This window comes from Microbacterium sp. AC035, from assembly GCF_979258485.1.
The window spans coordinates 1,046,892-1,072,637 of record NZ_OZ409858.1; the positions used below are offsets into that span (position 1 = coordinate 1,046,892).

A 25,746-nucleotide genomic window follows, 5' to 3' on the forward strand; every position below is an offset into this window, starting at 1 on the left:
GATCACGCCTCCATCTGCGAGGTCAGGGCCTGGGCTGCACCCAGGACACGGGCCCGGTAGGCGACGATCAGGTCGATCAGGTGGTCGAGGTCTTCCTCGACCACGTAGACATGCCCGTCGACCATGTGCAGAGTCGTGTCCGGTGACGCGTGGATCCGTTCGATCAGGTCGGGGTTCACCGCGAACCGGGTGCGGTCGAGGCGGGTGACGATGATCATTCGGGGGTCTCCGGGCTTCGGATGAGAGGGGGAAGTCTGCCCCGACTATCGCGACGCGGCCCGCCCCCGGTAACCAGGGGCGGGCCGCGTGGTGACTGACCCTGCGGGTCCGTCAGGCGCTAGCGCTTGAGCTGGGTGAGCTCCTGAAGGACCTCGTCGCTGGTCGTGATGATGCGGGCGTTGGCCTGGAAGCCGCGCTGAGCGACGATCAGGTTGGTGAACTCCTGCGAGAGGTCGACGTTGCTCATCTCCAGCGCACCGGAGACGAGGTCGCCGAACCCTGCCTCGCCGGGCTCGCCCATGCGCACCGCCCCGGAGTTCACGGATGCCCGGTAGGCCGTTCCGCCGGCCTTCTCGAGCCCCTCGGGGTTGGCGAACGTGGCCATGGCGATCTTGCCGAGAGTCTGCGTCGCGCCGTTGCTGAACGTGCCCACGATGGAACCGTCACCCGTGATGCTGTACGACTTCAACGTGCCGGCGGCGGATCCGTCCTGCTCGGACACAGCGACCGTCGACATGGTCGCGTAGCCGGTGACAGAACCGAGATCGACGCTCACAGCACCGGCGGTGAGCGTGAGGCCCGCTCCGGTCTGCTTGCCGTCGGTGAAGGCCAGAGCCCCGGTCGCACCGCTCGCAGGCTCGGTGACGTCCCATCCGGTCGCCGTCTTCGTGAACGTCAGGCTGAGAGTAGAGGGCGTGCCCTGAGCGTCGTAGACGGTGACGTCGCGCACGAGCTCATCGCCGGTCGCTGCGGTCGACGGCAGGTTGCCGGTGACGGTCGCCTCCGTCGTCGCCTTCGCGGGCGACACGGCGTCGAGAGGGAGCACGATGTTGCCCGTCGCCTGCCCGGTGTTGACGACACCGTCCTGCGCCGACCAGCCCTGCACGACCGAGCCGTCAGCGGTGACCATCTTGCCCGTGGGGTCGAACGAGAACCCACCCGCCCGGGTGTACAGGGTCTCTCCGCCCGATCGGACGGCGAAGAATCCATCACCCGAGATCATCAGGTCGCCGCCGCGACCCGTCGCCTGGGCAGAGCCCTGAGCGAAGTTGGTGCGGACGCCGGCCACCTGCACGCCCAGACCGACCTGAGCGGGGTTGCGACCGCCCACCTCGTCGTCGGGGATCCCGGGGTTGCCGACGAGCTGAGACAGCGAGTCCTGGAACAGCACGGACGAGCCCTTGAACCCGGCCGTGTTGACGTTGGCGATGTTGTTGCCCGTGACATCGAGCATGGTCTGGTGCGAGCGGAGGCCGGAGATTCCGGAGTAGAGCGAGCGAAGCATGGGGTTCTCTCTTCCTGGGTGAGACGGGGATCAGGCTGCGGCGGGGGTGGTCGGAGCGATGGGGGTCTGCGTCGTGGCGACGCCGGTGATGGCGTCGAGCGCGACGGTCTTGTCGCCGATGGTCACCTGCGGGACGGGTCCGTCGAACGAGACCTTGGTCACGACGCCGGAGACGGTCTTTCCATCGGCATCCTTGTAGCTCGCTTCTTGGCCGATGAGCGCGCTCGCGGCCTGACGCATGTTCAGGGCGAACGCCTCGGCGCCGCTGTCGGCGAGTGCCGTCAGCTGCTCCATCATGGCGAGCTGGGTGGTCTGCGAGATCATCTCGTTGGTGTCCATCGGACTCGAGGGATCCTGATGCGTCAGCTGGGTGACCAGGAGCTTGAGGAAGACCTCCCCGTCGAGAACTTGCTTGCGGGCTGCGGGGTCGGTCGTGCCCCCCGTATGGATCGAGGTCGGGGCGCTCACGGCGTCGACAGTCATTCGGTCGTCCTCTCAGGCGAAGATGTCGAGCCCCGCGCCGGAACCGGCAGAGGGCGTTGTCTGGATGGTGCGGGAGAGATCGGCGACCTGCTCGGCCCCGCGGCGGTGGTCGGGTCGGCCGCGGCTCGCGTCGCGATCGCCGCCGCCCTGCTCGGCCGGTGCTTCGCCCGCAGTCTGCTGGCCGCGATCGCCGGCTCCGTCTGCGGACGTGCCGTGGTTGACGCTCAATGTGGCGTGCGGCATCACGGCGGCGAGGTCGCGGCGCAGCTCGACGAGAATCGTCCGCAGCGCGTCGCGACCGGCGTCGGTCGCACCGCTGAGTTCTACCTGCACCTCGCCCGAGGCGCTGATCTGTGCGCGGACCGTGACCGGGCCGAGGCTGTCGGGGTTCACCGTCATCGTGAGCTGGTGAGTGCCCATCGGACGCTGGGCGATGCTCACGACCACCGGCGCGACCTGCGCCGCGACCGCACGGTTCGCAGTGGTGGCCGCATCGGGCGGCGATACGGGGGTGAGCGTCGCGACTGTCGGAGTGACCGGCGCGGCGGAGGCCGTTGCGAGCACGGGCTGCGCTCCCGGCGCCTGGTCCCCCGCATCGCTCGACATCCGGTGCTCGAGGGCGCCGCCGACCGCGGGCGCGGGAGAGCCGAGAGGAGCCGGGATCACGGGCAGGCCCTGCCTCGGGAGCGATTCCTGCCGAGGCGTGGCTCCGACCGGGTCGGACAGCGGTACGTCGGCACCGCCTGCCGCGGGCTCTCGCGGGGTCGCCGCCGTATCGACACCGAGGTCTCGCACGTGGCCCGACGGTCGGCCCTGCATCCGTAGTTCGGCACGGCCGTCGGCGACCGCCGATGCGCCGGCTCCGGCCGACGACGCCACGGCAGCCGGAGCGAGCACGGTCGCCGGAGCCGAAGCGGGCGCAGGCACCGACGTCGTCTCCGTGTTCGGAGCCGTCTGCGTCGCCGGCACTGACCCGACAACAGCCGGTGCAGCCGCCACCGCATCCGTCTCGACGACTCTGCTCGACGGGTCGACAGGAGTCTCCTCCGCCCCGGCCACGATCGGCGTCGTCTCCGCCGTCGTGTCCGGAGTCGCCTCGCCCGCGAGCGTCGGCTCGGACGTCGTCGCCTGCGGGGTCGTCGCCTGGAGGGGCGTCGGGGAGGGCACAGGGGTCGCCGGAGCCGACCATGCGACGAGGTGAGTCATCGCCGCGATCGCCGCCTGTCGGTCGCTCGTGCGGTCGGGGGCCGCTGAAGCCTCCGCCGGCCCGCCCTGCCTGACTGTATCGAGCGTCGCCGTGCCGGAGTCCGACGCGCCGTCGAGCACCTGACCTGCTGCGGTGAGGGCGCCACCGAACAGCGAGCCGGAGTCTCCCGACGCTCGGCCCACGGTGTCCGCCTCGCCGGAGCCGGCAACGGGCATGGACGCGAGCAGTCCCACCGCGCTCATCCGAGCATCTCCATGATCTTCTGCATCGACGGAGTCGAACCGCCTGCACTCGAAGCGTTGGCCGAGAACAGGGTCTGGAGTGCTGCCAGGACCTGGGCGTTCTCTCCGCCGGACGCACCGGTGCCGGCAGCCGCTGACGACTCGGTGGTCGCGGTGGCGGAGGTGGTCTCGGTGCCCGAGGTGGTCTCGGTGCCGGAGGCCGCCTTGGCCGCTTCGAGCACCCCGGCGAACGTCGTCGAGCTGGCCGCCGATGTCTCAGCAGTCGCCTCCGTCGCAGCTGCTGCGGCCGCGCGCCCCGCTGGATCCAGCGACACGATCTGGGTCTCGATCGCGTCGACGCGTGCGATCACCGCTGCCAGCCCGGTCACGCTGCGCTCCCCTCACGTCGCGAGGTGCGCACGACCGCGATCTCGTCGAGCGCGGTCTGCTCGGCGGCGAGCTCGGCCTTGGCGGTCTCGACACGGTGGGTGCTCTCGAGTCGCTCGAGCCCCTTCAGATCGCGTCGCGCTTCGACGTGGGCCGACCTGGCCTCGGACTCAGCACTGCGCCTCATGTCGACCAGCGCCTGCAGATCGCTGAGCGTGCTGCGCCCCGCGGCGCGCGCCGCGGCCATGGCCATCAGCGTCCGAGGATCATCGATCTGCGCGCTGATGTCGGCGAGGCTCGTGATCGCACTCTGCTCGGCCGTCTCGGCCTGCGCACGTGCTGCGCTGGCACGCAAGAGATGCTCGGCGGCGACACGCTCCTGGGCGCCGCGCACACGCAGCAGACCAGCCAGTGGGAAGGTCATGGGGTGAGTCCTCCGAAATCGGTGGTGAGGGTGGCGAGCTGCTGCCAGGACGCGTCGGATGCTGCGAACTCGTCCATGCTCTGGGTGAGGAACCGCGAGATCGCGGCCTCATGAGAGAGGGCGGCGTCGACCATCGGGTTGGCTCCCTGTCGGTAGGCGCCGATCTCGATCAGGTCGTTCGCGCTGCGCCGGGCCGCCAGCACGCTGCGCAACATCACCGCGTTCTGCCGCTGCTCCGGCGTGGTGATCTTCGACACGACGCGAGACACCGACCCGAGCACGTCGACCGCAGGGAAGTGTCCGCGGATCGCGAGCGCCCGATCGAGCACCACATGCCCGTCGAGGATCCCTCTGGCGGCATCCGCGATCGGCTCGTTGTGGTCGTCGCCGTCGACGAGCACCGTATAGAGACCGGTGATCGACCCGACGGACCCCGTTCCGGCACGCTCGAGCAGCCGCGCCAGCACCGAGAACGTCGACGGCGGATAGCCGCGAGTGGCTGGCGGCTCTCCGGCGCTCAACCCGATCTCGCGCTGCGCCATGGCGACACGCGTCAAGGAGTCCATCATCAGCACCACGTCGAGTCCGTCATCGCGGAAACCCTCCGCGATCCGTGTGGCGACGAACGCCGAACGCAACCGCGCCATCGCCGGCTGGTCCGACGTCGCGACGATCACGACCGAGCGCGCCAGACCCTCGGGACCCAGGTCGTCCTCGAGGAACTCCCGCACCTCACGACCGCGCTCACCGACGAGGGCGATGACGTTCACGTCGGCGGTCGAACCGCGGGCGATCATCGACATCAGCGACGACTTGCCCACACCCGATCCGGCGAAGAGGCCGAGACGCTGACCCGACCCCACGGGCGTCATGGTGTCGAGCACGCGCACGCCGAGTCCAAGCTGCCTGTCGATGCGCTGGCGGTCCATCACACTCGGGGCATCGTGGTCGAGCGACACGAGGGCGGCGCTCCTGTCGAGCGGCCCCTTGCCGTCGATCGGCCTACCGAGTCCGTCGAGCACGCGTCCGAACAGCGCCCGTCCCGTGGGCACCTGCAACGGTGCTCCCCCATGCCGCACACGGGCGCGAGCGGTGATCCCGTCGAGCCGACCGAGGGGCATGCACCGTGCCGAGGCTCCGTCGACTGCGACGATCTCGGCATCGACCGGACGACCGTCCGCCGCATCGATGCGAATGCGGTCGCCCACCGCGCCATCGATGCCGAGCACCTCCACCCCGAGTCCTCGCACCGCCTTCACCGTGCCAGATCGCTCAGGACGTGCGGCGGCGAGTGCGCGCTGCCACGACTGCGTCCCGGTGGTCACACGATCACCCCGGCGTCGTGGTCGTCGCCGTCGAGAGCTGCGGCGGCGCGGGCGAGCGCTGCGGTGATGCGCGTGTCGACCGCGCCGTTCTCGATCTCGACGATGGCGCCGCCGTTGTCGACGACGTGAGAGGTCGAGATCTGGATGCCGCTCAGCGCGTCCATCGTGGACGCCTCCTCCTGCAGTCTCGCGGCGTCCTGCTCACTGAAGGTGACGCGTGTCCATCTGTCCGCCGGCATCTCGAGCAGGGCCCGCTGAAGCGCGTGAGCCGCGGATCGCGCAGGATCCGACAGCTCAGCTCCGAGGATCGCCGTGGCGAGTACCACGGCGAGTTCTTCGATTCGGTCGGCGGCGAGCATGCTCAGCTCGTCGACACGCTGATCCAGCGCCGCCCGCGCGGTCTCCAGTGCACGCAGCCCGGAGCCGCGCTCGTGCAGGTACAGCTCCTGGAGTTCCTGCATCCGCTGGTGATCCGCGGCGCGCTGTGCGTCTCCCTCTTCGAGGGCGAGCCTGCGTCCTTCGGCGAAGCCGTCGGCGTAGCCCCTGGTGCGGGCGCGGTCCGCCTCGCCTCGGAGGTCGATCGGAGTCTCGCCGACGCGCGGCACGACCAGCGGCGTGAAGGCGGAATCGAGCACGGCGGACACCTCGGAATCGAAGGGCGAGGCCTGTCCGTGGCCCGAAGGTCGAGCGATCCGTGCTCCCTGCCCACTATCGCGACGTCCCTTCGCGGCCGTAACCATCGCGGCCGAATCACCTGCCGTCAGAGGGATCACTCGATGAGCTCATCCTCGTCTTCGCGAGAGATCGTGATCTCCTCGGCGGCCTCCAGGTCGCGGATGATGCGCACGATCTCGGCGCGGGCTTCGTCGACCTGACGCATGCGCACGGGGCCGAGCACTCGGGTCTCCTCCGCGAGATTCTCCTGGTTGCGCTCGGTCATGTTGCTCTTCACCTTGTCGGTGATCTGCTCGTCTGCGCCCTTCAGCGCGAGCGCCAGCATGCGGAGGTCGATACCTCGCAGCACCCGTTGGGCGTCGCGGTCCTCGAGGCGGGCGATGTCGGCGAACGTGACCATGCGACTGCGGATGTCCTCTGCCAATGCCAGGTCGCGCCCCTCGAGGCTCGCGAGCAGCGATTTCTCGAGGGCGGTGTCAGACCGGTTGATGATCTCGACCAGGGGTTGGACGCCGCCGATCGACTCGTGGTTGTCGCGCATGGCGAAGACGCCGGTGCGAGAGCGCAGGGAGTCGGCGACGATCGAGATCGCCTCCTGGGTGGCGGTGCCCATCGTCGCGATCGCCTGGGCGACATCCGTGCGCAGCGGGTCCTGCAGCGCGGCGAGCACGGCCGCCGCTCGATCGGCTCGCAGGTTCGCCAGTACCACGGCGACCGTCGTCGGAAGCTCGCCCTCGATGATCGTGGCGAGCTGGGCCGGGTCGGCTGCGTTCAGGAAGTCGAAGGACACCGACCCCTGCGACATCACCCGGCCGACCATGCCGACGGCCTTCTCGCGCCCGAACGCCGTCTCGAGCAGTCCGGTGGCGAGTTCCTGCCCGCCTCGAGACGGCACCGAACCGCCGGTCGCGATGCGCCGGAACTCAGCGAGAGCGCGGGCCGTCGAAGCGACGTCCACCCCTCCGAGCTGCGTGAGCTCCGCGGCGAGCATCTCGGATCGCTCTTCACCGAGATGACGCAGGACCTCCGCACTGGCGGCGCGGTCCATGTTCATCAGCACGATCGCGGCCTTGCGAAGGCCGCTCATCTCCGGCACGGGAGTCACTGCGGGTGCCACGGCGGTCGAGACCTCGACCGTGTCGGCCTGCGCATCGAGCAGCTCGGTCAGTGCGCTCATACGGTCGCCTCGTCCATCAGGTCGGCCAGTGCGCTGGCGATCGTGTCGGGTTCGCGCTTCGCCAGATCATCGATCTCACGGCGCCGGCGCTCGACGAGAACCTTGTCGGGCTCCGGCTCGTCATCGAGGTCGACCGATGCCGAGGGCAGCAGCTTTGTGGGGGCGGGGGCGATGATCGCCTCCGCCTCCTTGAGCCCCCTGAGCGAACGGAGCTTCTGCTCCTCGCTCTCGGTGACCGTGGCGAAGTACTCGATCGGGCCCTCATCGGTGTAGAGGACGCGGCGCTTCATCTTGCGGCGCACGACGAGGAAGACGATCAGGATGATCACGGCCAGCAGGATCGATCCCCCGATGATCGCGGATCGCAGCAGCTCCTGCTGCAGCTGCGCCTCGCGCTCGGCCTCTGCCGCCGCGAGAGCGGTCTGCGCCGCCGTCGCTCCTGCCTGGTTGAACTCGACGAACTCGACGGCGATCTCGTCACCCCGCTCGACATCGATGCCGGCGGCCGACGCCACGAGCGATTCGATCTGGTTCGCCGTCACACCCGTGACTGTTCCCCTGTTCAGCGCGATGCTGACCGTCTGCCTCGTGACCTCTCCTGCCGGAGTGATGGTCTTCTCGGTGGACTTGTTCACGGCGTTGTCGCGCGACGTCTCCTCGAACTCGTAGGCACCGGTGCCGTCTGCGTTGTCGGGAACCGCGATGTTGTCAGGGCCGAGCACGCCGGTGCCGCCGGCCTGACCGCCGTTGTAGGTCTCCGTCTTGGTCTCCTCCGAGGCTCGCAGCTCGCCCTCGGGGGCCGAGTACGTCTCGTCCATGCGCTCCGAGGTCGAGTTCGCGACATCGGCCGCGACCGTCACTGTGGCGTTGCCGGGCCCGACGATCGTCTCGAGCATCCTGCTGACCGACGCCGCGACCTTCGCCTCGTGCTCCGTCGCCTGCTTCGACGAGCTGCCGGTGAGTCCGGTGCCGACGGCGGAGAGCACCCGGCCGTCCTGATCGGTGACGGCGACGTCTTCCGGGGTCATCCCCGGCACTGCGGCACTGGTGAGGTGCACGATGGCCTCGATCTTCTCGTCGCCGAGGGTCGAGCCGTTGCGGGTCTTCACGAACACGGATGCGGTCGGGCTCTGCCGCTCCGAGACGAAGACGCTCTCCTCGGGGATCGCGAGCTGCACCGACGCGGTGGAGATGCCCTCCATGGCGCCGATCGTGCCCGCGAGCTCGCCTTCGATCGCGCGCTTGTAGGTGACGGACTGCTGGAACTCGCTTGCCGTCACACCCATGTCGTCGAGCAGCGTGTACCCCTCGCTGGTGTCGCCGGGAAGCCCGGCCGATGCCGCTGCCAGTCGCTGCGCGTAGACCTGGTCGTCTGGGACGAGAATGGTCGCGCCGCCCTCGGTGAGCTCGTAGCCCACGCCCGCCGACTTCAGCTGCTCGACGACGGCCGAGGCATCGCCGGCGCTGAGGCCCGTGAACAGAGGGCTCATCTGCGGCTTGGTGAGCCACGCGCCGAGCGCGATCGCTCCCATCACCAGCAGCGCGACGCCGATGATGGCGATCGTTCGCTGTGCGAGCGTGAATCCTGAGACGACCTGCTTCGCGCGGTCGTAGTAGCTCGTGAGCATCTTGGGCATCGTCAGGCCTGCATCCTCATGATCTCGTTGAATGCCGAGACGCTGCGGTCGCGCACCGCGACCACCAGATCAAGCGTCACGGAGGCGCGTGTCGAGGCGATCATCGCCTGATGGATGTCCTGCAGGTCACCGGTGACCGCCTGGACCGCGAGTTCGTTCGACGAGGACTGCAACTGTTGGAGGTTCTCCACGGCGCCCGAGAGCGATGTCGCGAAGGTGCTGCCCGATGCCGACGCGCCGGATGCCTCTGGGCCCGTCTCGAAGCTGAGCGCGGAGAGCGGCGTGACGCCGGCCGCGCCGACTGCCTCGATGCCCGACATCAGTTGCGGCCGATCTGAAGTGCGGCCTCGTAGGTGGTCTTGGCACGATCGACCACGGCGGCGTTCGCCTCGTAGCCGCGCTGGGCGAGGATCAGCATGCTCATCTGATCGCCGAGCTCGACGTTCGGGTACTGCACGTAGCCGTCGTCGTTCGCGTAGGGGTGTTCGGGGTCGTACACGAGCTTGGCCTCGGCATCGGATTCGACCACGCCGGCGACATAGACGCCGGGGCTCTCCGTGCCGGCCTGCACCGTGACGAACTTCTCTCGAAAGGCCTCCTGGCCCGCAGGGGTGGCAGTGTTCACGTTCGCGATGTTGTCGCTGAGCGCGTCGAGCCACTTGCGGTGCGCGGTCAGGCCGGTGCCGGCGATGCCGATCGCGTCGAAGGTCATGCGGAGGCCTGCCCGATCGCCTTGGTGATCGACGCCGCCTGGCCGCCGATCGCCTGACTCGCGAACTGGAAGCGCAACACGGTGTCGATGTTCGAGAGGGTCTCGGTGTCGAGATTGACGTTGTTGCCGTTCAGTCTGGTCGGCTCGAGCGATCGCTCGACCGTCGCGCCGACGGTGCCCGAACCGCCTTCGACGGCTGAGCGCAGCTCATCCTCGAACTGCACGCGCTGGGCCTGGTAGCCGGGGGTGTTGACGTTGGCGATGTTCTCAGCGATCGCGCGTTGGCGCAGGGCCAGCCCGTCGAGGGCGCTGATCAGCGCAGAGGAGGTGACGGATTCGAGCACGGGGGCACTCCGGACGTTGGTGGAGAGGCCGATCCGTGGCCAATCGTCGAGCGATCCGTGCTCTGAGTCGACTATCGCGACACGCGACCGCTCCCGTAACCGTGATTCTCAACCTTGGACGTCGAGATATGCAGGCGCATCGGTCTTCGAGGTCGGCACCCGTCGCAGAGCGGCGATCTCTCGAGCGACGTTGGCGCGGGAGGTGACGAGTCCGCCGATCATGAGCTGCTGGCGCGCGAGAACCGCCTCCGCGCGCTCGCGAAGTTCGTCCGGCACGGGGCCGGGCGGCGCCTCGAAGGGCTGCTCGTCCAGCTGCTCGTCGGCGGCGTCGAGGGCCCGCTCGAACTGATCGAGCACGGTCAGCCAGGCCGAGAGGTTGTCCGGCACGGTCGCTCAGGCCAGTGCCGTGATGGGCGACTGCGTGCTCGACGTGATCGCCGCAGCGGCGGCATGCCACGCTTCGCGCAGCGGGACCACGAGAGCTCGGCACTCTGCGGTGGCGGCTCGGTCACGAGCGATGTTGGCGGTGATCAGACGACCCGTGAGGTAGGTGTACACACCATGCAGCTCCGCGGAGCCGTCCCACTCATCGGTGAGCGAGCCGTTCAGCTCGGCGACGATCTGCTGCGCGTGCACGAGGTGGTTGCCCGCCGCCGCCCAGTCTCCGGAGTCCTGCGAAGCGTCTGCGCGTTCGATGTCGACCAGCAGGCGGTCGTACAGCAGCACGAGAAGGCGCTCAGGCGTGGCCGAGGCGACCTGCTGCTCGAGGTACTGCTGCTTGGCGCGGTCGAGAGAGGTGATGGGCATGGTTCTGTTCTCCGATGCGATGGTGGTGGCGGTGCTCAGGTCACGACGTCGTCGTGCTGTTGAGGCCGGCGAGCTGCGAGGTGAGCCACGACGACTGCGACTGCAGCTTCGACAGCTGCACCTCGAGCTGGGCGTAGGTGCGCTCGAGTGTGGCCTGGCGCTGCTCGAGTCGGATGTCCCATCGCTCGACCTGGGTCTTGAGCGTCTTGACCTCGGCCTCCTGGCCGGTGATCCTCTGGGTGAGCAGACCGTCGTACTTGTCGGAGTACTGCTCGGTGACTCCTTCGCCACGGCCCGCGATCGCCGAGAACAGCTCCTGGGTCTTCTCAGGGTCCTCGGCCAGCGCCTTGGCGAACTTCTCTGCATCGAAGGAGAGCACACCCTTGTCGCTGATCGAGATGCCGATCGTCGAGGGCGAGACGCCGTCGACCGGATGCTGCATCGCGCTCGTAAGTGCACCGCGAAGGTTTCGGACCGTGCTGTCTCCCGTGAACACGCCCAGCGTGGTGGCCTCCCCGACTGCTCCGACCGTCGCGGTCGACCCCTTGTCGATGCGGGTCAGGAGCGACGCGATCTCCTTGACGAACGTCTCGGCCGTCGTGGTCTGCTTCTTCGCATCCCGAGCCACTGTCACCGTCACCGGATCGGTGCTCGGCTTCGTGACCGTGACCTCGATGCCCTCCCCCACGCTGATCGTGTTGCTCGCGCTGTTCAGCGTCTGCTCTGCGGCAGTGCCGGCGAACAGACGGATGCGGGCGTCGGCTCCCTGCGTGATGACGGCGGCGCCGGGCTCGGCACCGAGATCCACAGAGGTTCCGGCGGCGACGTCTGCCACCGTGCCTCTGTGCACGGTGAACTCTCCGGCAGCGCCGGTCTCGATCGACGTCAGCTGGATGCGCGACAGGGGCTTGCCGTCGGCATCGATCCCTGCGGGGACGACCGTGGCGCTCACTCCCGCCTTCGACGCGTTGATGGCCTTGGCGAGATCCTGCGGCCCGGTGCCGAGGGGTGTCACTTCGATCGATTCGCCGTCTGAGCCGACGAGCGTGAACGCGCCGCCCCACTCCGTGGATCCGCCTGCTGCCGTCACGATCGAGTGCGCGGTGGCGACGGCATCGACGACGATGGCGGTCGAGAACGCGCTGGCCTTGGCTCCGGCCGTGACGGTGACGGTCTCGGATGACGAGGACGCGGTGAATGAGGCCAGAGAGGTCGCACCCGCTGCGGTCTTCGACTTCGCGACCAGCTCCTGCAGCGTGGTGTTCAGCGACTGGAGGTTGGTGATGATCGAGTTTCGATCTGTGATCTTATTCGTGATCAGCGTCTTCGGGATCGCCGAGACGTCCATCAGCGCCTTGATGAGCTCTTCGGTCTTGAGCCCTGATACGAGTCCGTCGAGTTTCATCCCGGTCGTCTTCCGTGCGATGCGGTCAAGGGTGTCCTACAGGAAGGCGCCCGAGCGGAGATGACTCCGCCCGGGCGCCTGATGCGCCTCAGGCGCAGCGACTCAACGGAGAAGCTGCAGGACGCCCTGGCCCGACTGGTTCGCCTGCGCGAGCATGGCGGTGCCGGCCTGCTGCAGGATGTTCGAGGCGGTGTACTTGACCATCTCGGCGGCCATGTCGGTGTCCGCGATGCGGCTCTTGGCCGCAGCGAGGTTCTCGGCCGAGACCTGCAGCGAGTTGATCGTCGACTCGAAGCGGTTCTGCACCGCACCGAGACCGGCGCGAGCCGACGAGACACCGGTGATCTCCGTGTCGATCGTCGCGATCGAGGCGAGAGCAGTCGCTGCGGAGTCGACGGTCAGGCCGCTGATCGTCGCACCCAGGCCGGAGAAGTCGGTCAGGGTGACCGCGATCTGGTCCTCGGCCGCCTCCGAGCCCGCACCCACCTGGAACGTCAGGGTGCTCGCGCTGTCGAGCAGCTTGATCCCGTTGAAGTTCGTGCTGGCTGCGACGCGGGTCAGCTCCTCGCCGAGCGTGTTGATCTCGGTCTTGATGGCGTCACGCGAATCCGCGTTGTTCGAGTCGGAACCCGCCTGCACCGCGAGGTCGCGGACACGCTGCAGGATCGAGTGGACCTCGGTCAGGGCGCCTTCTGCGGTCTGGATGACCGAGATGCCGTCCTGAGCGTTGCGGGCTGCGACGTTCAGGCCGTTGACCTGCGAGCGCAGACCTTCGGAGATGGCGAGGCCGGCTGCGTCGTCGGCTGCGCGGTTGATGCGCAGACCGCTCGACAGCTTCTCGAGCGACTTCGAGACGTCGTTCTGGTTGACAGAGAGGTTGCGGTACGCGTTGAGTGCACCGACGTTGGTTGCGATCTGAAGACCCATGAGAATTCCTCCGTGGTTATGGGGCTGGACGCGAGCCCATCCGTGGGCCTGCACAATCCACATTCGCGACATGCGCCGCGGTCGTAACCAACGATTCGGAAGATTCCGGCAGAGGCGTCAGACAGCGGCGAGAAGCTCGCTCGACCGGTCACGGCTCTCGGCGCGCACCGGCCCGAACAGGCTCTCGAAGAACTCGGCCCTCGCCTTGGTCGTGCGGTCACCCGAAGTGCCGTTCTCCCACGCCTCCATGGCTTCGCGCATCAGCGAGAGGCCCTTGGACCGCAGCTTGGACACGTAGGCATGGCTGACCTCGAGCTCTTCGGCGATGTCCTTCACCATCCGATCCTCGAGGTAGATCCCACGCACCACCTGCTGCATGGCCGCCGGCAGTGCGTCGACCACGCGGTTGATCATCGTCCGCGTCTCGGACTGCTCGACCGCGTGCTCGGGGAGGATGACGTTGTCGGTGAGGTCGGCCGCCTGACGTCCGGTCTCGGCGTCGAAGTGCTCTTCGAAGCTGACCGCCGTCCGCACCATCTCGTCGAGCTTCATCATCTCCGCGACGACGTCGACCGCGAACCCCGACTCCCTCGCGAGCTCCGTCGAACTCGCCACGCGGCCGGTGCGGGCGAGCACTGTCTCGGCGGCGACCCGCAGGCGCTCGATCTTGTCGCGGCTGCGCTCGCCGGCGGGGTCTGCTCGACGCATCTCCGACAGCATCGCCCAGTTGATCTGACTGCTCGCGAAGGCGCCGAACGGAATGCCGCGCGCTGCGTCGTACGACATCGCTGCTCGTGCGAGGCCCATGCGCGCGGCGGAGAGCAGATCGTCGAGGTCGACATGTGTCGCAGAGCGGGCCTTCTCGACTGCCAGGAAGGTCGCGAGCGGCATGTTGTCGCGTGCCAGCCTCTCGGGCGAGACGGAGGTGTTGTCGGGCTGAGAGGAATCAGCAGAAACAGCGAAACTACTCAGCAATGTGACTCCGTGGCTTGAACAACTGTTTTACGAGTGAAGCTAGCATGAACAACACGTTTATGAGTAAAAAATGATCGAGCTCTTCGGTCCGACGCGGCCCTAGACTCGGTCGCATACGGAGTGCGCCTCCTCAGGAGCGACTCCGAGCTCCCGCTCCGGCTCGACGAAAGAAGACGATCATGGGTGTGATCTCCCGCGGCTTCGGTGCACGGCGACGCGAATCGGATGACCGCCTCCCCCCGGGGCAGTACCTCACCGAGGACTTCCCCGTCCTCTCGGCGGGGCCGACGCCGCGCGTCTCCACCGATACGTGGGAGTTCGCCGTCGTCGGTCTCGACGGCATCCGCCGCACCTGGTCGTGGGACGACCTCCAGGCGCTGCCGATCGACACCATCACCACAGACATCCACTGCGTGACCCGGTGGTCGAAGCTCGGCACCCAGTGGCGTGGCGTCTCCCTCGATCATCTGCTGCAGGATGCCGGAGACGGCGACTTCACCCGCGTCTTCTCCTACGGCGGGTACACGACCAACGTCCCGCGCGCCGATCTGACCGGCGGCAGGGCGTGGATCGCATTCGAGTTCGAGGGCGAGCCGCTCGCCGCAGAGCACGGCGGCCCCGCCCGGCTCCTCGTCCCCCACCTCTACTTCTGGAAATCCGCGAAGTGGGTCCACGGCCTGGATCTGCTCGTGAACGACGAACCGGGGTTCTGGGAGCAGAACGGATACAACATGTACGGCGATCCGTGGAAAGAGGAGCGTTACTGGTGACCTCGTCGTCGCTGTGGCTTGTCGCCAGCGTCCTGGAGGTCCGACGAGCCACACCGCATGGGCGTGTGCTCTCCTTACGGGTCGACGGGTGGCCGGGGAACCTCGCCGGCCAGCACGTCGACGTGCGCCTGACCGCTGAGGACGGCTATCAGGCCGTGCGGTCGTACTCGCTCGCATCGTCCGGGGAGGGCGACGTGCTCGAGCTGGCCGTCGACGAGTTGCCGGATGGCGAGGTCTCTCCGTATCTCGTCGAGGATGTCCGACCCGGCGACGAGCTGGAGGTTCGCGGTCCGATCGGCGCCTACTTCGTGTGGACCCCTGCGCAGACGGAACCCGTGCAGCTCATCGCGGGCGGATCAGGGATAGTGCCGCTCCTCGCGATGGCCCGGGAACATGCGCGCTCGGCCAGCTCCGCACCGATGCGGCTCCTGTACGCGGTGCGTTCCGCGGAAGACGCGTTCTACGCAGACGAACTGGGCGATCTCACCGACGACGCCTTCAGCGTCGACTGGGCGTACAGCCGCTCGGCACCCGTCGGCTTCGCCCGCCGCGCCGGCAGGGTGGATGCTGCGACGCTCGAGGCCTCGACCATCCCCGCCGCACAGCGCCCCTCGGTGTACGTCTGCGGGCCGACCGGCTTCGTCGAGGCGGTCGCAGATCTGCTCGTTGCGACGGGGCATCCGCCCGACCGCATCCGCACCGAGCGTTTCGGAGGTTCCTGATGGACGCTGTCCACCCCGGTCATCGCACGAGAGTCGACGGCAACGCCGCCGGCGGGATCCTGCTCGAGTTCTTCGGCAGGGACATGACCGCTGCCCGAGCGGCATGCACGCACTGCGAGAGGGAAGCCGACCTCGCCGACGCCGTCGCCGAGCTCGATCCGGCCGGCGTGATCCTGCTCTGCCGCGGGTGCGGGCGCACGCTGCTGACCTGTCTGCGCGCCGACGGGAGAGCGACCCTGGTGATCGGCGCGCTGAGTCGTCTGAGCTGGCCGGCCGACGAACGATAGAAGAGATATGCGGGGTGCGGGTCCTGGGGCGACGCCGCGATCAGGCGCGGCGACCGGCGTCGGTCAGAGTTCCACGGGCGGAGCGGGTTCCGAGTCCGCGACCTCGGGGTGACGCGCGAGGTTCACGACGGCGGCGATGAGTCCGCCCCAGATCGTGACCATCGCGATGATCATCATGACGATGGCTGTCGTGGTCATGCGCCTGCTCCCTTCTCCATCGTGCGAGGTTCCGAGCCCGGCACCGTCGGAATCGACGAGGTTTCCGCATCGGGTTCGTAGTCTTCCTCGGCGAGGAACTCGTCGTACTCCGGGTCGTCCTTGGCGTGCGAACGACCGCTCCACGGCAGCGCCGACAGCAGCAGCGCCATCACGACGAGGGCGATCACCATGCCCCATCCGAAGACGGCGAGGAACCATCCCGGATAGCCGCCATACGGCTCTGCGATCTTCGAGATCAGCTCGGTGACCAACAGGTAGCCGAGCACCAGGGGCGCGAGCGCACCGACGAGCAGCATCCAGACCCGACCTACTCGGAAACTCGAACGGCGATCGAGGTGATCGACGAGCGCCGGCAGCTTGTGCAGCAGCCAGGCCACGACGATCACGGCCACGAGCGCGACGGCCATGATGCCGAAGGCGTTGACGAACGCGTCAGCCGTATCGAGGACCGACAGAGCAGTGGTCGTCGAGAAGAGGGCCATCGAGACGATCGCGAGCGGAATCGACACTGTGAGGGTCGTGCGGATGCGCGCCCACCCGAGCTTGTCCTGCAGCGCCGCGACGATGACCTCGAGGATGGAGATGAGTGAGGTCACGCCGGCGAAGACCAGCGCCCCGAAGAACAGGACGCCGATGATCGAGCCGCCGGTCGCCTGCGACACGATCGTCGGGAACGCGATGAACGCCAGGCCTATCCCCGACGATGCGACTCCGGCAACCTCGGTGCCCTGCGCCTGCGCCATGAAGCCGAGGGCCGCGAACACGCCGATTCCCGCGAGGATCTCGAAGCCGGAGTTCGCGAACGCCACGACCAGACCGGAACCGGTGAGGTCGGTCTTGCGCTTCAGGTACGACGAGTACGTCACCATGATTCCGAAGGCCACCGACAGCGAGAAGAAGATGTGACCGTAGGCCGATGCCCACACGGCGGGGTCTCCGAGTGCCTCCCAGTTCGGGGTGAAGAAGGCGTTCAGCCCGTCCATCGCGCCGGGAAGGAACAGCGACTGCACCACGAGGATCGCGAACATCACCGTCAGCAGAGGCATCAGGATCATGTTGGCCCTGCCTATGCCCCGCTTGACGCCCAGCGCCATGATGACGATGACGATCAGCCAGACCGCGACGAGCGGCAGCCCGACCTGAGGCACGAACTCGGTCGAGATGCCGATCTCGGCGACGTCGGCTGAGCGGAGGAAGTCCACGAAGAAGAAGTCGTTCTCGTTGCCGGGCCCCCAGGTCAACTGCGCCGAGAACCAGGTGTACATCGCAGCCCACGCGATGATCACCGCGTAGTAGACCGCGATCACCACGCAGATGAGCACCTGCCACCAGCCGAGCGGCTCAGCCCTGCGGTGCATCCGCCGGAAGGCCAACGGCGCGGAACCGCGGAATCGGTGTCCGATCGCGTAGTCGAAGAAGAGCAGCGGGATTCCGGCGGTCAGCAGCGCGCACAGATACGGGATGAGGAACGCCCCGCCTCCGCCCTCGTACGCCACGTAGGGGAACCGCCAGATGTTCCCCAGACCGACGGCAGAGCCGATCGCAGAGAGGATGAAGACGTTGCGCGAGCCGAAGGCCTCGCGTTTCGGGGTCTGCGACGTTGCGGTGGCCATGCGCCGAGAGTACCGGAGTCGCGATCAGTTGACATCGCGACTCTCGGCCCGCGGCAGGGCGCAGGCGGCGGTGCCCCCGGGAAGCCGGTGCCGGAAGCGGGCGATCAGTCTGTAGCCGAGTGCCGCTGCCCACGAGAACGGGGGCGTGACCAGCACCTGGCCCACGACGCGCAGGGGCCTCGAGCGCTGCATCCTCAGCAGCGCCGCGAAAGCCGCGTGACCGCGGAACCGGCGTTCGCCGACCAGCAACCATACGTAGCGGGTGACGTCGTCCGAGCTCAGTCCGAATTCATCGAGGTCGAGCCACTGCCACGGCTGAGCCTCGGGAAATCTGACGAGCCACCGCTCGAGTCGCCGCACCCACGTGGTGCAGAAGGCACAGTCACCGTCGAAGACGAGCAGCGGTTTCGGACGCATAGCGTCGACCCTACGCCCCGGACCGATGTCCGGAACCACAGGATCCTCCTGATCACAAGCCCCTGTTCATCGCTCGGAGCCTGATGGAGCCTGTCGCCATGAGCCACCCGGACGACATCAAGCAACCGCTCGATCATCTGCCTCCGCTCGACGAGCGTGACAGGGCGATCGAGATCGAAGAGCCCCACTACCCGAGCTCCGGATCACCGACCGGGCGCGCGCATGCGACGCCCGAGACGGCCGCCGAACCCGACAAGCCCCACCGGCACGGCGTCGACAAGCTTCCGCCGACCTCACGCTGACAAGAGTTCAGCAGGCAACGGCAGATCATGGGCAGGTTCGTGTACGAGGGAAGCCAGAAGGCCGAGATCGACGATCGCACGCTCCACCATCTGCAGGTGGTCGTGACGACGAAGCTACGACGAAGTGAGCCCTTTCTCTTCACGTGGAGGGATGACTCCAGCGTCGGCGGCGGTCGCAGCACGGTGTGGTTGCACCCGGGCTGCAACCTCGTCTTCAGTTACTCCGTCGGCCAGGTGCCCGACCTCAACCGGCAGTGGATCGAGGCGCTCGCGTTCACCGCGAACGCACCGTCCGGGTTGTACGTCGTCCGCGAACCCGATGGCAGGACGAGCTCTGAGAGCGGTGGCGCCGCTCAACCCCGATCATGACTCGCCTATGAGCTGAGCGGACCGGCGCCAGCGACGTCGAACGCGGCACTGAGCAGACCGATGGCCATCGCCTCGGGCAGCGGCTCGAGCGGGCGGTGCCCCCTCGGATCCTCCCATGGGCCGTTGTCCGGCCGCGGATCGCGGTCGCGGCGACGCGGGACGAGGTGCGCGTGCACGTGCGAGTCCGTGTCGCCGGAGAAGGCGACATCGACACGGTCGGCGCCGGTGGCTCGTCGGATGATGCGCGTCGCGCAGTGGATGTCGGCCATGAACAGCTCCGCGACTGCCGGCGGCGCGTCGGCGATGTCGTCGTGGTGATCGCGCAGGCTGACGACACTGCGGCCGGGGAACCGGGCGTCCGAGAGCAGTCCGACGCGGGATACGCTCAGGCTGCCGACCGGATTGGCCACTGCGAACTGACACTTCTGACACGTGTTCACGTGGCCTCCTTCCCGGCATCGACTTGACGTCCGCGAGCCGCTCAGAGTCCACGAAGAACTCTACGAGAGGCGTGACGTCTCAGGAAAGAAGGCGTCCTGTCTAGCCATCAGCGCCAGCGTGCGGTATCTTCCAGCGCAGCCCAGAGCCAGGACGAGATCGAGGTGGGCCCTGCCGGGATCGAACCGACGACATCCACGGTGTAAACGTGGCGCTCTACCAGCTGAGCTAAAGGCCCTGGTGCGTCCAGTCTACAGATGACCCGGTGCGCGCTGATGTCGTGGAAGGGGGATAGGCTGAGGGCGGCACGCGTTGTGCACAGCCGACAAGGCTGCCCGCGTCGCTTCCCGTTTCATTGGCATGACCTGCCAGCTTGACGAAAGGCTCCCCGTGACTGTGCACGACCAGGATCCGTATTCCCAGGGCCCGCTCGACAGCGATCCGGATGAGACGGGCGAGTGGCAGCAGTCGCTCGACGAGCTCGTCGACGCCAAGGGCCACGGTCGAGGCCGCGAGATCATGCTCAGCCTGCTCAAGCGCTCCAAGGAGCTGCACCTGGGCGTGCCGATGGTCCCGACCACGGACTACATCAACACCATCGCGCCCGAGAACGAGCCCGAGTTCCCCGGTGACGAAGAGGTCGAGCGCCGCTACCGCGCCTGGATCCGCTGGAACGCGGCCATCACGGTGCACCGCGCGCAGCGCCCCGGCATCGGCGTCGGCGGTCACATCTCGACCTACGCGTCGTCGGCCGCGCTGTACGAAGTGGGCTTCAACCACTTCTTCAAGGGTCTCGACAACCCGGGCGGCGGAGACCAGATCTTCGTGCAGGGCCACGCCTCCCCCGGCACCTACGCCCGTTCCTTCCTCGAGGGCCGTCTGAGCGAAGACCAGCTCGACGGCTTCCGCCAGGAGAAGTCGCACGCGCCGTACGGCATCCCCTCGTACCCGCACCCTCGACTGATGCCGGACTACTGGCAGTTCCCGACCGTCTCGATGGGTCTGGGTCCGATCAACGCCATCTACCAGGCGATGTCGAACAAGTACCTCGAGAACCGCGGCATCAAGGACACGTCCGAGTCCCACGTCTGGGCATTCCTCGGCGACGGCGAGATGGACGAGGTCGAGAGCCGCGGTCAGCTGCAGGTCGCTGCCAACGAGGGTCTCGACAACCTCACGTTCATCGTCAACTGCAACCTGCAACGCCTCGACGGCCCTGTGCGCGGCAACGGCAAGATCGTCCAGGAGCTCGAGTCGTTCTTCCGCGGTGCGGGGTGGAACGTCATCAAGGTCGTCTGGGGTCGCGAATGGGACGACCTGCTCGCCCGCGACACCGAGGGCGCGCTGCTCAACCTGATGAACGTCACCCCCGACGGTGACTACCAGACGTACAAGGCCGAGTCCGGCGCGTACGTCCGCGAGCACTTCTTCGGCCGCGACGAGCGCGCCGCAGCCCTCGTCAAGGACTACTCCGACGACGACATCTGGAACCTCAAGCGCGGTGGCCACGACTACCGCAAGGTCTACGCCGCGTTCAAGGCTGCGACAGAGCACAAGGGCAAGCCCACCGTCATCCTCGCCAAGACCGTCAAGGGCTACGGCCTCGGTCCGCACTTCGAGGGCCGCAACGCGACCCACCAGATGAAGAAGATGACGCTGGACAACCTCAAGACGTTCCGCGACGCGATGCACATCCCCATCACGGATTCGCAGCTCGAGGAGAACCCGTACCTGCCCCCGTACTACAACCCGGGCCCCCAGGACGAGACGATCCAGTACATGCTCGAGCGTCGCAACGCCCTCGGCGGCTTCCTGCCGGAGCGTCGTTCCACGCACGTCGGGCTCTCGCTCCCCGACGACACCGCGTACGCACTGCCCAAGAAGGGTTCGGGCACCCAGGAGATCGCCACGACCATGGCGTTCGTCCGTCTGCTGAAGGACCTGCTGCGTTCGAAGGACTTCGGCCACCGCATCGTCCCGATCATCCCCGACGAGGCCCGTACGTTCGGAATGGACGCGTACTTCCCGTCTGCGAAGATCTACAACCCGAACGGTCAGCACTACACGTCGGTCGACCGTGAGCTCCTCCTCGCCTACAAGGAGAGCCCGCAGGGCCAGATCGTGCACGTCGGCATCAACGAGGCCGGCGCACTGGCGGCGTTCACCGCGGCGGGCACCTCATATGCCACGCACGGCGAGCCGCTTATCCCGATCTACCTCTTCTACTCGATGTTCGGGTTCCAGCGCACCGGTGACGCCCAGTGGGCCGCCGGCGACCAGATGGCCCGCGGGTTCATCATGGGTGCCACGGCCGGCCGCACCACGCTCACCGGTGAGGGCCTGCAGCACGCCGACGGCCACTCGCACCTGCTCGCCGCCACCAACCCGGCGACGGTCTCGTACGATCCGGCCTACGGCTACGAGATCGCGCACATCATGCGCTCCGGTCTCGAGCGCATGTACGGCGGCAACCACGAAGACCCGAACGTCATGTACTACATCACGCTCTACAACGAGCCGATGGTGATGCCCGCCGAGCCTGAGAATGTGGACGTCGACGGCATCGTGCGCGGCATCCACCGCATCTCGGTCGGAGAGGGCGAGGGCCCGCGCGCCCAGCTCTTCGCATCGGGCGTCGGACTCCCCTGGGCACTCGAGGCGCAGGAGCTGCTGAAGAACGACTGGGGCGTGATAGCCGATGTCTGGTCGGTCACCTCATGGACCGAGCTGCGCCGCGACGGACTCGCCGCCGACGAGCACAACTTCCTCCACCCGGAGGAAGAGCCGCGCACCGCGTACCTCACGCAGAAGCTGCAGGGGGCCGAAGGTCCGGTCGTCGCCGTGAGCGACTTCATGCACGCCGTGCAGGACCAGATCCGTCCGTGGGTTCCGCAGCGTTTCGCGACGCTGGGTGCCGACGGCTTCGGCTTCTCCGACACGCGTGCAGCCGCTCGTCGGTTCTTCAAGATCGACGGTCCGTCGATCGTCGTCCGCACGCTGCAGTCGCTCGCCGAAGACGGGGTCGTCGACCGTTCTCTCGCCGCGCAGGCCATCCAGAAGTACAGCCTGCACGACGTGAACGCCGGCACCAGCGGCAACGCGGGCGGCGAAAGCTGAGCCATCGGTGACGGGTTCCTCTTCGCGCGGCATGGACAAGTCCGCCACGCTCACCTGGCTGCGCCGGATCTCCGGCGACATCGCCTCGGTGACCATCAAGCGCCTCGAGGACACCCTTCCGTGGTACGCCGACATGCCACCAGCCCGCCGCTCTGCGGTCGGGCTGGTGGCTCAGGCGGGCATCACCTCCTTCATCCAGTGGTATGAGGATCCGACCTCGACGCCATGGATCGCCGCCGACATCTTCGCCGCGGCGCCGCGCGAGCTGCTGCGCAGCGTCAGCCTGCAGCAGACTCTGCAACTCATCCGTGTCACGGTCGAGGTGACAGAGGAGCGCGTCGCCGGACGAGGCGCAGATCTCCGCGAGGCGATCCTGCTCTATTCGCGCGACGTGGCTTTCGCCGCTGCCGACGTCTACGCCCGAGCCGCTGAGGCTCGTGGTCTGTGGGATGCGAGGCTCGAGGCGCTCGTCGTCGACTCCATCCTCACCGGTGAGGCGGACGAAGAGCTGCCGAGCCGGATCGCCGCCTTGGGCTGGCACGGTCACGGAGAAGTCGCGGTGCTGGTCGGCACGACTCCCCCGCAGTTCGACGTCGATCTCGTGCGCCGCACAGCGCGGAAGCTCGCGGTCGACGTGCTGATCGGAGTGCAGGGATCCCGACTCGTGCTCGTGATCGGCCGCGCTCGCATCGCGGGCCAGGAACCGGCAGAAGGCGAAGAGGAAGAACTCGGCTTCGAAGAGATCGCCTCGCGCCTCGAACCCTCGTTCGGCCCCGGTTACGTCGTCCTCGGCCCCGCGGTCGCCGCACTCGTCGACGCGAGTCAGAGCGCACGGGCGGCCCTCGCAGGTTTCGCTGTGGCCCGCGCCTGGCGCAGCGCTCCCCGGCCTGTCGACGCAGACGACCTCCTTCCCGAGCGGGCGCTCGCGGGCGATCCGCTCGCCAAGCAGACGCTGATCGAGCGCATCTACCGTCCGCTGCAGGCGCACTCCACAGATCTCGTGACCACCCTCTGGAGCTACCTCGACAACGGGCGTTCGCTCGAGGCCACCGCCCGAGAGCTGTTCGTGCACCCGAACACCGTGCGCTACCGCCTCAAGCGTGTCAGCGAGGTGATCGGCTGGGACGCCACGGGTCCTCGCGAGGCTCTGATCCTGCAGACCGCGCTCATCCTCGGGTCGATCGGCGCCGCAGAGCAGGTCCGTCGCCGGGCTCCCCTGCGTCGCCCTTCGCGCTGATCTGCGCTCCGCGCGCCGATCAGCTGTACGCCACACACAAGGGTTTTCTCGAATCTTGTGATGGATCATCCACCGCTCACCGCAGATCGTTGGCAGACTGGGGTCTGTGATTGTCGTCGTATGCCCTGGACAGGGCTCGCAGACCCCCGGATTCCTCTCCCCCTGGCTCGAACTCGACGGTGCGGCAGACAGCCTCGCCGCGTTTTCCGAGGCGGCGGAGGTCGATCTCCAGCAGCACGGAACAGTGTCAGACGCTGACACGATCAGAGACACGCGCATCGCCCAGCCTCTGATCGTCGCTGCGTCGCTGATCGCTGCGAACGCGCTCAATGCGCGTGCCGGTCGCCGAGCCGACGGTGTCGCCGGACACTCGGTCGGCGAGATCGCCGCGCTCGTGAGCAGCGGTGTGATCGATGCCGACACCGGCATGCGCCTGGTCGGCATCCGAGGTCGGGCGATGGCGGACGCCGCGTCCCAGACCCCGACCGGCATGAGCGCCGTGCTGGGCGGAGACGAAGAGACCGTGCTCACCCGTCTCACCGAACTCGGGCTCTCCCCCGCGAACTACAACGGCGGCGGCCAGCTCGTCGTCGCCGGCGAGCTCGCCGGGCTCGACGCTCTCGCCACCGAACCCGTCAAAGGCACCCGCGTCATCCCGCTGCAGGTCGCCGGAGCGTTCCACACGTCGTACATGGCGTCGGCGGTCGCCGCACTGCGCGACGCGGTCGCCACGGTCGCCCCGGCCGACCCCGAGATCACACTCTGGACGAACCGCGACGGATCCGTGGTCACCGACGGATCGCAGGCCCTGAGCTACCTCGTCGACCAGGTGTCGTCGCCGGTGCGCTGGGACCTCTGCATGTCGTCGTTCGCTGAACACGGCATCACCGGTCTGATCGAGCTCGCACCCGCGGGCGCGCTCACCGGACTCGCCAAGCGCGGCCTGCGCGGAGTCCCCTCCGTGGCTGTGAAGACCCCCGATGATCTCGATGCGGCCGTCGCGCTGCTGAACGGAGAAGCCGCATGAGCCCCATCCTGAACCAGATCACCGGTCCCGCCTATACGCGGATCTACTCCTATGGCGCTGCCCGCGGCGAGAACGCCGTGCCGAACGACGACCTGATCGGCCCGATCGACTCGAGCGACGAGTGGATCCGCCAGCGCACCGGCATCGTCACCCGCGTGCGAGCCGACAAGGGCACGGATGCGATCGACCTCGCCACGATCGCCGGAGCAGAGGCCATCGAGAAGTCCGGCATCCCTGCCGACCAGGTCGACCTCGTGATCGTCGCCACCATCAGCAACCCCAAGCAGTCGCCGTCCGTCTCGGCGATCGTGGCCGACCGCGTCGGTGCGAACCCGGCGGCTGCATACGACGTCAACGCCGCCTGCGCGGGCTATGCCTACGCGATCACTCAGGCAGACGCGCTGATCAAGTCCGGTGCCGCCCGCTACGCCCTCGTGATCGGCACCGAGAAGCTGTCAGACGTCGTGGATCCGGCCGACCGGAGCATCTCGTTCCTGCTGGGCGACGGCGCCGGCGCCGCCCTCATCGGCCCCAGCGACACGCCGGGCATCGCCCCGGCGGTGTGGGGATCGGATGGTTCGAAGGCCGATGCGGTCGGCATGAACGCGACTCTCACCGAGTTCCGCGACGGCGAGGTGCCGTGGCCGACCCTGCGCCAGGAGGGTCAGACGGTCTTCCGCTGGGCCGTGTGGGAGATGGCGAAGGTCGCGCGCGAAGCGCTCAACAAGGCCGGCGTCGAGCCGACCGACATCGCCGCGTTCATCCCGCACCAGGCGAACATGCGCATCATCGACGAGTTCGCGAAGCAGCTCAAGCTCCCCGAGTCCACGGTGATCGCACGCGACATCGAGACCACCGGCAACACGTCGGCCGCCTCGATCCCTCTCGCGAGCCACCGTCTGATGGCCGAGCACCCCGAGCTCTCGGGTGGTCTCGCGCTGCAGATCGGCTTCGGCGCCGGACTCGTGTTCGCCGCTCAGGTCGTCGTCCTCCCCTGAGAACGCGCCGACTTTCCCTA

31 protein-coding genes and 1 tRNA gene are annotated in these 25,746 nt (G+C 67.9%); 9 read left to right on the forward strand and 23 right to left on the reverse strand.

Translation table 11 applies throughout. From position 1 onward, the window contains the following. Positions 1-2: 2 nt before the first annotated feature. The 18 genes from ACZ0AA_RS05040 to ACZ0AA_RS05125 all read right to left on the reverse strand — a co-directional run bounded on the left by ACZ0AA_RS05040 (position 3) and on the right by ACZ0AA_RS05125 (position 14,126). Positions 3-218, reverse strand: coding sequence for a flagellar FlbD family protein (locus ACZ0AA_RS05040; RefSeq protein ID WP_400860063.1), 216 nt, complete (start codon positions 216-218; stop codon positions 3-5). Positions 219-337: 119 nt separating this feature from the next. Then, the gene (locus ACZ0AA_RS05045) at positions 338-1,504 is read right to left on the reverse strand and encodes a flagellar hook protein FlgE (RefSeq protein WP_400860061.1); all 1,167 of its coding nucleotides are present in this window, start codon (positions 1,502-1,504) and stop codon (positions 338-340) included. A gap of 30 nt (positions 1,505-1,534) precedes the next feature. Beyond that, positions 1,535-1,987: a flagellar hook capping FlgD N-terminal domain-containing protein gene (locus tag ACZ0AA_RS05050; RefSeq protein ID WP_463512303.1), complete on the reverse strand. Its 453-nt coding sequence runs from the start codon at positions 1,985-1,987 to the stop codon at positions 1,535-1,537. Positions 1,988-1,999: 12 nt separating this feature from the next. Continuing rightward, positions 2,000-3,436, reverse strand: coding sequence for a hypothetical protein (locus ACZ0AA_RS05055; protein ID WP_463512304.1), 1,437 nt, complete (start codon positions 3,434-3,436; stop codon positions 2,000-2,002). Beyond that, on the reverse strand, positions 3,433-3,804 hold the full coding sequence (locus tag ACZ0AA_RS05060; RefSeq protein ID WP_463512305.1) for a hypothetical protein: 372 nt from the start codon (positions 3,802-3,804) through the stop codon (positions 3,433-3,435). The genes ACZ0AA_RS05055 and ACZ0AA_RS05060 overlap by 4 nt, the downstream gene beginning before the upstream one ends. Beyond that, complete coding sequence (locus ACZ0AA_RS05065) at positions 3,801-4,226, reverse strand: flagellar export protein FliJ (protein ID WP_463512306.1); 426 nt, start codon at positions 4,224-4,226, stop codon at positions 3,801-3,803. Before ACZ0AA_RS05065 ends, ACZ0AA_RS05060 begins: the two co-directional genes overlap by 4 nt. Further along, complete coding sequence (locus ACZ0AA_RS05070) at positions 4,223-5,551, reverse strand: FliI/YscN family ATPase (protein WP_463512307.1); 1,329 nt, start codon at positions 5,549-5,551, stop codon at positions 4,223-4,225. Before ACZ0AA_RS05070 ends, ACZ0AA_RS05065 begins: the two co-directional genes overlap by 4 nt. Continuing rightward, positions 5,548-6,186 (reverse strand): FliH/SctL family protein, encoded by a 639-nt coding sequence (locus ACZ0AA_RS05075; protein WP_463512308.1) that lies wholly within the window; start codon positions 6,184-6,186, stop codon positions 5,548-5,550. The genes ACZ0AA_RS05070 and ACZ0AA_RS05075 overlap by 4 nt, the downstream gene beginning before the upstream one ends. 134 nt (positions 6,187-6,320) lie before the next feature. Then, positions 6,321-7,403 (reverse strand): flagellar motor switch protein FliG, encoded by a 1,083-nt coding sequence (fliG, locus tag ACZ0AA_RS05080; RefSeq protein ID WP_400860049.1) that lies wholly within the window; start codon positions 7,401-7,403, stop codon positions 6,321-6,323. After that, a complete protein-coding gene (fliF, locus tag ACZ0AA_RS05085; protein ID WP_463512309.1) occupies positions 7,400-9,040 on the reverse strand; it encodes a flagellar basal-body MS-ring/collar protein FliF in 1,641 nt (546 codons plus the stop codon). Before fliF ends, fliG begins: the two co-directional genes overlap by 4 nt. A gap of 2 nt (positions 9,041-9,042) precedes the next feature. After that, positions 9,043-9,360, reverse strand: coding sequence for a flagellar hook-basal body complex protein FliE (gene fliE, locus ACZ0AA_RS05090; RefSeq protein ID WP_400860045.1), 318 nt, complete (start codon positions 9,358-9,360; stop codon positions 9,043-9,045). Continuing rightward, positions 9,360-9,752, reverse strand: a complete 393-nt coding sequence (gene flgC / locus ACZ0AA_RS05095) for a flagellar basal body rod protein FlgC (RefSeq protein ID WP_400860043.1) — start codon at positions 9,750-9,752, stop codon at positions 9,360-9,362. Before flgC ends, fliE begins: the two co-directional genes overlap by 1 nt. Beyond that, positions 9,749-10,096: a flagellar basal body rod protein FlgB gene (locus ACZ0AA_RS05100; protein ID WP_400860041.1), complete on the reverse strand. Its 348-nt coding sequence runs from the start codon at positions 10,094-10,096 to the stop codon at positions 9,749-9,751. Before ACZ0AA_RS05100 ends, flgC begins: the two co-directional genes overlap by 4 nt. 108 nt (positions 10,097-10,204) lie before the next feature. Continuing rightward, a complete protein-coding gene (locus ACZ0AA_RS05105) occupies positions 10,205-10,483 on the reverse strand; it encodes a hypothetical protein (RefSeq protein WP_463512310.1) in 279 nt (92 codons plus the stop codon). A gap of 6 nt (positions 10,484-10,489) precedes the next feature. After that, on the reverse strand, positions 10,490-10,903 hold the full coding sequence (gene fliS / locus ACZ0AA_RS05110; RefSeq protein WP_400860037.1) for a flagellar export chaperone FliS: 414 nt from the start codon (positions 10,901-10,903) through the stop codon (positions 10,490-10,492). A 40-nt stretch (positions 10,904-10,943) separates the two neighbouring features. Continuing rightward, positions 10,944-12,308, reverse strand: a complete 1,365-nt coding sequence (gene fliD, locus ACZ0AA_RS05115) for a flagellar filament capping protein FliD (RefSeq protein WP_463512311.1) — start codon at positions 12,306-12,308, stop codon at positions 10,944-10,946. Positions 12,309-12,410: 102 nt separating this feature from the next. Continuing rightward, complete coding sequence (locus tag ACZ0AA_RS05120; RefSeq protein ID WP_400860033.1) at positions 12,411-13,235, reverse strand: flagellin N-terminal helical domain-containing protein; 825 nt, start codon at positions 13,233-13,235, stop codon at positions 12,411-12,413. 117 nt (positions 13,236-13,352) lie between these two features. Continuing rightward, positions 13,353-14,126 (reverse strand): sigma-70 family RNA polymerase sigma factor, encoded by a 774-nt coding sequence (locus tag ACZ0AA_RS05125; protein ID WP_400860030.1) that lies wholly within the window; start codon positions 14,124-14,126, stop codon positions 13,353-13,355. Between the two features lie 263 nt (positions 14,127-14,389). Here ACZ0AA_RS05125 and ACZ0AA_RS05130 point away from each other — a divergent pair, with 263 nt between their 5' ends. The 3 genes from ACZ0AA_RS05130 to ACZ0AA_RS05140 are packed head-to-tail and all read left to right on the forward strand — an operon-like array spanning position 14,390 to position 15,989. Further along, positions 14,390-14,980, forward strand: coding sequence for a sulfite oxidase-like oxidoreductase (locus ACZ0AA_RS05130; protein WP_463512312.1), 591 nt, complete (start codon positions 14,390-14,392; stop codon positions 14,978-14,980). Next, positions 14,977-15,702: a ferredoxin reductase gene (locus ACZ0AA_RS05135; protein ID WP_463512313.1), complete on the forward strand. Its 726-nt coding sequence runs from the start codon at positions 14,977-14,979 to the stop codon at positions 15,700-15,702. Before ACZ0AA_RS05130 ends, ACZ0AA_RS05135 begins: the two co-directional genes overlap by 4 nt. Then, complete coding sequence (locus ACZ0AA_RS05140) at positions 15,702-15,989, forward strand: DUF6510 family protein (RefSeq protein ID WP_463512314.1); 288 nt, start codon at positions 15,702-15,704, stop codon at positions 15,987-15,989. Before ACZ0AA_RS05135 ends, ACZ0AA_RS05140 begins: the two co-directional genes overlap by 1 nt. A gap of 63 nt (positions 15,990-16,052) precedes the next feature. On the opposite strand, the gene ACZ0AA_RS05145 is transcribed toward ACZ0AA_RS05140, so the two are convergent. Genes ACZ0AA_RS05145 through ACZ0AA_RS05155 form a run of 3 tightly spaced genes read right to left on the reverse strand, consistent with a single transcriptional unit; the run spans position 16,053 to position 18,238 of the window. Then, positions 16,053-16,187, reverse strand: coding sequence for a methionine/alanine import family NSS transporter small subunit (locus ACZ0AA_RS05145; protein WP_400860023.1), 135 nt, complete (start codon positions 16,185-16,187; stop codon positions 16,053-16,055). After that, on the reverse strand, positions 16,184-17,821 hold the full coding sequence (locus tag ACZ0AA_RS05150; RefSeq protein WP_463512315.1) for a sodium-dependent transporter: 1,638 nt from the start codon (positions 17,819-17,821) through the stop codon (positions 16,184-16,186). The genes ACZ0AA_RS05145 and ACZ0AA_RS05150 overlap by 4 nt, the downstream gene beginning before the upstream one ends. A gap of 24 nt (positions 17,822-17,845) precedes the next feature. Beyond that, positions 17,846-18,238 (reverse strand): thiol-disulfide oxidoreductase DCC family protein, encoded by a 393-nt coding sequence (locus ACZ0AA_RS05155; protein WP_400860020.1) that lies wholly within the window; start codon positions 18,236-18,238, stop codon positions 17,846-17,848. Between the two features lie 98 nt (positions 18,239-18,336). On the opposite strand from ACZ0AA_RS05155, the gene ACZ0AA_RS05160 reads away from it, so the two are divergent. Continuing rightward, complete coding sequence (locus ACZ0AA_RS05160) at positions 18,337-18,540, forward strand: hypothetical protein (protein ID WP_400860019.1); 204 nt, start codon at positions 18,337-18,339, stop codon at positions 18,538-18,540. A gap of 27 nt (positions 18,541-18,567) precedes the next feature. Further along, positions 18,568-18,909, forward strand: coding sequence for a DUF7882 family protein (locus tag ACZ0AA_RS05165; protein ID WP_463512316.1), 342 nt, complete (start codon positions 18,568-18,570; stop codon positions 18,907-18,909). Positions 18,910-18,914: 5 nt separating this feature from the next. Here the strand turns inward: ACZ0AA_RS05165 and ACZ0AA_RS05170 are convergent, their stop codons facing one another. Both ACZ0AA_RS05170 and ACZ0AA_RS05175 read right to left on the reverse strand, forming a co-directional pair. Then, positions 18,915-19,349 carry an HIT family protein gene (locus ACZ0AA_RS05170; RefSeq protein WP_463512317.1) on the reverse strand — a complete coding sequence of 145 codons (435 nt, stop codon included), beginning with the start codon at positions 19,347-19,349 and terminating at the stop codon, positions 18,915-18,917. Positions 19,350-19,512: 163 nt separating this feature from the next. Continuing rightward, a tRNA-Val gene (locus ACZ0AA_RS05175) sits at positions 19,513-19,585 on the reverse strand. 152 nt (positions 19,586-19,737) lie between these two features. Between ACZ0AA_RS05175 and aceE the strand changes: the two genes are divergently transcribed. The 4 genes from aceE (at position 19,738) to ACZ0AA_RS05195 (ending at position 25,726) form a co-directional block, all read left to right on the forward strand. Continuing rightward, positions 19,738-22,464 (forward strand): pyruvate dehydrogenase (acetyl-transferring), homodimeric type, encoded by a 2,727-nt coding sequence (aceE, locus tag ACZ0AA_RS05180; RefSeq protein ID WP_463512318.1) that lies wholly within the window; start codon positions 19,738-19,740, stop codon positions 22,462-22,464. 31 nt (positions 22,465-22,495) lie between these two features. Further along, positions 22,496-23,701 carry a PucR family transcriptional regulator gene (locus ACZ0AA_RS05185; protein ID WP_400860013.1) on the forward strand — a complete coding sequence of 402 codons (1,206 nt, stop codon included), beginning with the start codon at positions 22,496-22,498 and terminating at the stop codon, positions 23,699-23,701. A 106-nt stretch (positions 23,702-23,807) separates the two neighbouring features. Next, on the forward strand, positions 23,808-24,728 hold the full coding sequence (locus ACZ0AA_RS05190; RefSeq protein WP_400860011.1) for an ACP S-malonyltransferase: 921 nt from the start codon (positions 23,808-23,810) through the stop codon (positions 24,726-24,728). After that, positions 24,725-25,726, forward strand: a complete 1,002-nt coding sequence (locus ACZ0AA_RS05195) for a beta-ketoacyl-ACP synthase III (RefSeq protein ID WP_463512319.1) — start codon at positions 24,725-24,727, stop codon at positions 25,724-25,726. The genes ACZ0AA_RS05190 and ACZ0AA_RS05195 overlap by 4 nt, the downstream gene beginning before the upstream one ends. Positions 25,727-25,746: the final 20 nt, after the last annotated feature.

Coding starts and splice junctions, on each gene's coding strand:
- ACZ0AA_RS05040 (WP_400860063.1), bottom strand. CDS start 218: ATGATCATCGTCACCCGCCTCGACCGCACCCGGTTCGCGGTGAACCCC.
- ACZ0AA_RS05045 (WP_400860061.1), bottom strand. CDS start 1,504: ATGCTTCGCTCGCTCTACTCCGGAATCTCCGGCCTCCGCTCGCACCAG.
- ACZ0AA_RS05050 (WP_463512303.1), bottom strand. CDS start 1,987: ATGACTGTCGACGCCGTGAGCGCCCCGACCTCGATCCATACGGGGGGC.
- ACZ0AA_RS05055 (WP_463512304.1), bottom strand. CDS start 3,436: ATGAGCGCGGTGGGACTGCTCGCGTCCATGCCCGTTGCCGGCTCCGGC.
- ACZ0AA_RS05065 (WP_463512306.1), bottom strand. CDS start 4,226: ATGACCTTCCCACTGGCTGGTCTGCTGCGTGTGCGCGGCGCCCAGGAG.
- fliG (WP_400860049.1), bottom strand. CDS start 7,403: ATGAGCGCACTGACCGAGCTGCTCGATGCGCAGGCCGACACGGTCGAG.
- fliF (WP_463512309.1), bottom strand. CDS start 9,040: ATGCCCAAGATGCTCACGAGCTACTACGACCGCGCGAAGCAGGTCGTC.
- fliE (WP_400860045.1), bottom strand. CDS start 9,360: ATGTCGGGCATCGAGGCAGTCGGCGCGGCCGGCGTCACGCCGCTCTCC.
- flgC (WP_400860043.1), bottom strand. CDS start 9,752: ATGACCTTCGACGCGATCGGCATCGCCGGCACCGGCCTGACCGCGCAC.
- fliS (WP_400860037.1), bottom strand. CDS start 10,903: ATGCCCATCACCTCTCTCGACCGCGCCAAGCAGCAGTACCTCGAGCAG.
- fliD (WP_463512311.1), bottom strand. CDS start 12,308: ATGAAACTCGACGGACTCGTATCAGGGCTCAAGACCGAAGAGCTCATC.
- ACZ0AA_RS05120 (WP_400860033.1), bottom strand. CDS start 13,235: ATGGGTCTTCAGATCGCAACCAACGTCGGTGCACTCAACGCGTACCGC.
- ACZ0AA_RS05125 (WP_400860030.1), bottom strand. CDS start 14,126: ATGCCGCTCGCGACCTTCCTGGCAGTCGAGAAGGCCCGCTCTGCGACA.
- ACZ0AA_RS05130 (WP_463512312.1), top strand. CDS start 14,390: ATGGGTGTGATCTCCCGCGGCTTCGGTGCACGGCGACGCGAATCGGAT.
- ACZ0AA_RS05140 (WP_463512314.1), top strand. CDS start 15,702: ATGGACGCTGTCCACCCCGGTCATCGCACGAGAGTCGACGGCAACGCC.
- ACZ0AA_RS05145 (WP_400860023.1), bottom strand. CDS start 16,187: ATGACCACGACAGCCATCGTCATGATGATCATCGCGATGGTCACGATC.
- ACZ0AA_RS05150 (WP_463512315.1), bottom strand. CDS start 17,821: ATGGCCACCGCAACGTCGCAGACCCCGAAACGCGAGGCCTTCGGCTCG.
- ACZ0AA_RS05155 (WP_400860020.1), bottom strand. CDS start 18,238: ATGCGTCCGAAACCGCTGCTCGTCTTCGACGGTGACTGTGCCTTCTGC.
- ACZ0AA_RS05160 (WP_400860019.1), top strand. CDS start 18,337: ATGAGCCACCCGGACGACATCAAGCAACCGCTCGATCATCTGCCTCCG.
- ACZ0AA_RS05165 (WP_463512316.1), top strand. CDS start 18,568: ATGGGCAGGTTCGTGTACGAGGGAAGCCAGAAGGCCGAGATCGACGAT.
- ACZ0AA_RS05185 (WP_400860013.1), top strand. CDS start 22,496: ATGGACAAGTCCGCCACGCTCACCTGGCTGCGCCGGATCTCCGGCGAC.
- ACZ0AA_RS05195 (WP_463512319.1), top strand. CDS start 24,725: ATGAGCCCCATCCTGAACCAGATCACCGGTCCCGCCTATACGCGGATC.